General features: G+C 62.6%; 3 protein-coding genes. All 3 read right to left on the reverse strand.

The genetic code is table 11. The features are described 5' to 3' along the window. Nucleotides 1-94 precede the first annotated feature (94 nt). The 3 genes from YU3_RS0133760 to YU3_RS0133770 all read right to left on the reverse strand — a co-directional run bounded on the left by YU3_RS0133760 (nt 95) and on the right by YU3_RS0133770 (nt 3,174). On the reverse strand, nt 95-1,078 hold the full coding sequence (locus YU3_RS0133760; RefSeq protein WP_027170283.1) for a 2-hydroxyacid dehydrogenase: 984 nt from the start codon (nt 1,076-1,078) through the stop codon (nt 95-97). Next, entirely contained in the window at nt 1,075-2,097 is a 1,023-nt protein-coding gene (locus YU3_RS0133765) for a LacI family DNA-binding transcriptional regulator (protein ID WP_051334212.1), read from the reverse strand. The genes YU3_RS0133760 and YU3_RS0133765 overlap by 4 nt, the downstream gene beginning before the upstream one ends. A gap of 192 nt (nt 2,098-2,289) precedes the next feature. Next, nucleotides 2,290-3,174, reverse strand: coding sequence for a DMT family transporter (locus YU3_RS0133770; RefSeq protein ID WP_036260304.1), 885 nt, complete (start codon nt 3,172-3,174; stop codon nt 2,290-2,292). Nucleotides 3,175-3,596: the final 422 nt, after the last annotated feature.

The raw sequence follows: 3,596 nt of genomic DNA on the forward strand, positions 1-3,596 counted from the left end.
CTCAACATCAATCGAATCAAAGGCTAGGTCTCCATTTCCAGCCTTGAATCAATTTTCTGCCGCTTTGGGAATCCTGACTGTAAACAGGCCTTAGTCAGGCGCGCGGCTTGACGTTGATCGTCTCCGGCACGGACGTCAGCGGCCGGCGCTCGGTGAACCAGGAAACCAGATTGTCGACGCAAAGGTCGGCCATGGCACGGCGCGTATGCTCGGAAGCCGAGCCGACATGCGGCAGAAGCGAGGTGTTGGGAGCGTCAAGCAGGGCCTGCGGCACATTCGGTTCGTCGGCAAACACATCGAGCCCGGCGGCTGCGATGGTGCCGTCCTTAAGGGCGGCGGCAAGGGCTGCCTCGTCCACCGTCGAGCCGCGGCCGATGTTGACGAAGACGCCGTTCGAACCCAGCGCCGACAGGATCCCGGCGTTGATCGCCTTCTCCGTGGCGGTGCCGCCCGGGGCGATGCAGATCAGCGTGTCGACGGCTTCGGCGAGGCCTTTCAAAGTGGCATGGTATTCGTAGGGCAGGCCTTCGACCTTGCGGCGGTTGTGATACGCGATCGGCAGGCCGAAGGCTTCAATGCGATGGGCTACGGCGAGGCCGATGCGACCCATGCCGAAAATGCCCACGCGGCGGCCACGCAAGGTAAGCCGGCTCAGGCGATAATTGCCATTCTTCACCCAGTCGCCGTCGCGCAGCCATTTCTCGGCGGCATACATTTCGCGCACGGTGTTGATCAGCAGGCCGATCGTGGTGTCGGCGACCTCCTCGGTCAGCACATCGGGCGTGTTGGTGACCATGACGCCGCGCGTCGCCGCATGGCGGGCGTCGACCGAATCATAGCCGACGCCGAAATTGGCGATGATCTCGAGATTGGGCAACGCGTCGATCACGGCGGCGTCGATGCCGCCGAAACAGGCAATCCCGCGTACGGTCTTGCGCATCTCGTCCGTCAGCAGCGACGGATCTGCGCGTTCGACCCGAACACGCTTGAACGCCTTGTCGATGCGGCCGATCGCATGGTCGTTGAAATTGCCCGGCACCAGGATGGCGACCGGTAAATCTCCTTCGGCCTTAGTCATGCACGCTCCACCGGCTTGCCGGTCGACTGCCGCACATGCAGCTCCGGCTTGATCAGTTCCTGCGAGGGCCGCACAGCCTGCCCGTTCAATTTGTCGAGCAGGGCACTGGCGGCGCGGCGGCCGACCTCGCGCTGGCCGTTCCAGACCGTGGTCAGGGCCGGTGTCGCGATTGCCGCCTCCTCGAGATCGTCATAGCCGGTCACGGAAATATCGACGCCCGGCACGAGGCCGGCGCGCGCGATGCCGTTCATCAGCCCGATCGCGACCAGATCATTCCAGCAGCAGGCGGCAGTAGGCTTGTCTTTCAGCGCCAAAAACTGTCCTGCGGCCTCGAAACCCGCCTGCTTGGTGCGCGGCCCGGGAATGCGCCAGGACGGCTTCACCTCCAGGCCGGCCGCCTCCATCGCGTTGAGATAGCCCTGGTAGCGGTCGCGGCCGGTCGAGGTCTGATCGGTGCCGCCGACCATGGCGATGCGCTTGTGGCCGAGCGAGATCAGATGGTTGGTGGCAAGTGCCGTGCCATAGGCATCGTCGCCGCGGAACACCGGCACGTCGGCGCCAGCGACGGTGCGTGCGATCAGCACCGCCGGCAGGCCGTTTTCCTCGGCCATGATGATGTCCTCGGCCGGCGTGCCGATGGCCGGCGACATGATGACGCCGTCGGCGCCGAGCTGCAGCAGCGTGTCGATGAAGGTGCGCTGCTTTTCGAGCTGGTCGTAGTGGTTGGAGAGGATGAAGGTCTGGCGGCTGCGGTCGAGCTCGCTTTCGATCGAGCGCAGGATCTCGGCGAAAAACGGGTTCATGATGTCGTGCACGACGACCCCGACGATGCCGGAGCGCGAGGTGCGCAGCGAGGCCGCGCGGCGGTTGTAGATATAGCCGATGGCGCGGGCGTGTTCCTTAATGCGCTCGCGCGTGGCGCCGGCCACCAGCGGGCTGTCGCGCAGCGCCAGCGATACCGTTGCCGTGGAGACGCCGAGCGCATCCGCGATCGTCGAAAGCTTGATCTTCTGTGCCAGCGCCCCTCGCTCCCTAGAGCATGATGCCGAAAAGTATTAAGCGGTTTTCGGACAATATCATGCCCTATCTCTTTGATTTTAGAGCCGGATTGAGATTTCAGATCAGACCTGAAATCATCCGGCTCCAGGGTCCTCGGAACCACGTCTTTAAATTTTTTAAACGCGGCCTTATGCCACCGGATTTGGAGCAAATCAAAGTTTTTTCGCCAGCGACTCGGTCTCGGTGTCGAGCGAGGCGGAGTTGCGCAGCCGAAGCCGATGCTCGCGGTGGATGATATAGAGCCCGCTGGCAACGATGATGGCGGCGCCAAGCAGCGTCCAGCGGTCCGGGAACTGATGGAAGATCAGCCAGCCCGAAATGATCATCCAGACCATCTGCGAATAGGGATAAGGCGCGAGCTGCGTCGTGGTGGCCAGACGATAGGCCCGGACCAGCAAATAGTGGCCGCCGGCGCCGAAGACGCCCAGCATCAGGACCACGAACCATTGAAAGCCGCCATGCGGCAGAGCGTGTGAAAATACCAGCATCGGGGCAAGCAGCACGGACGGCGCCAGGGCGGAAAACAGGATCAGGCTTTCCGATGTCTCCGAGGCCGACATGCGCCGCGTCATGATGACGTAGAAGCTGTTCGACAGCATCGAGCCGAGCGCGAAGAGATGGCCGATGCCGAAAACGCCCACGCCGGGCCGGGTGATGACAAGAACGCCGACAAAGCCCGTCAGAATGGCCAGCCAGCGCCGCCAGCCGGCCCATTCGCCGAGCAGCGGTCCGGCGAGCGCGGTGATGACCATCGGGCCGAAGAAATAGATCGAGGTGGTTTCGGCGAGCTGCAGCGTGCGCAGAGCCAGGATGTTGAACATGGTCGAGCCCAAAAGCAGGCAGCCACGCAATATATGCGCCGGGAGGTTGTTGGCGCGAAAGCGTGACGGCTCGCGCCAGCCGCGCAGGAAGACGCCGACAAGCAGCACGTGGACGGTGAAGCGGGTCCAGGCGACGATCAGCGCCGAGACGCCGGCCAGCACCAGATACTTGCTGGAGGTGTCGAGAAAGGTGAAGCAGACATAGACGCAAAGCATCAAAAGCATCGCCGCGGGCGGCGTTGCGCTGTCGTCTTGATTTTTGGGAACGCTCAAGGTCGGACCGAAGGAAGATAGACGTCTACCTTCTGCGGCAATCGCCGCGGGCCGGCAAGCCAAAAGCGACTGGCCCAACAAGCGCTTTGGACAGGCTTAGAGTGCGCACTGTGGGCGATTGGCCTGAACGCCCCTCCCTCTCGCTTCGTCATTCTATGGCGGAGCAAGGAGCGAAGCGACGCGACGCAGACCATAGAATCCATTCCGTGAAGTTGAGGCGTTGCCACGGTGCAGAATCTGCCCCGCAGCACCTACGATTAAAGTCACGGAATGGCAACTGTGTTCATGCGAATGCGATTTTATCCCGGATGACAGCGTTGAGGACGACGAGGAGCTTCCTTGCGACGGCGATGATAGCGAGTTTC

It is taken from the genome of Mesorhizobium sp. WSM3224, assembly GCF_000427725.1.
GTDB lineage: Bacteria > Pseudomonadota > Alphaproteobacteria > Rhizobiales > Rhizobiaceae > Mesorhizobium.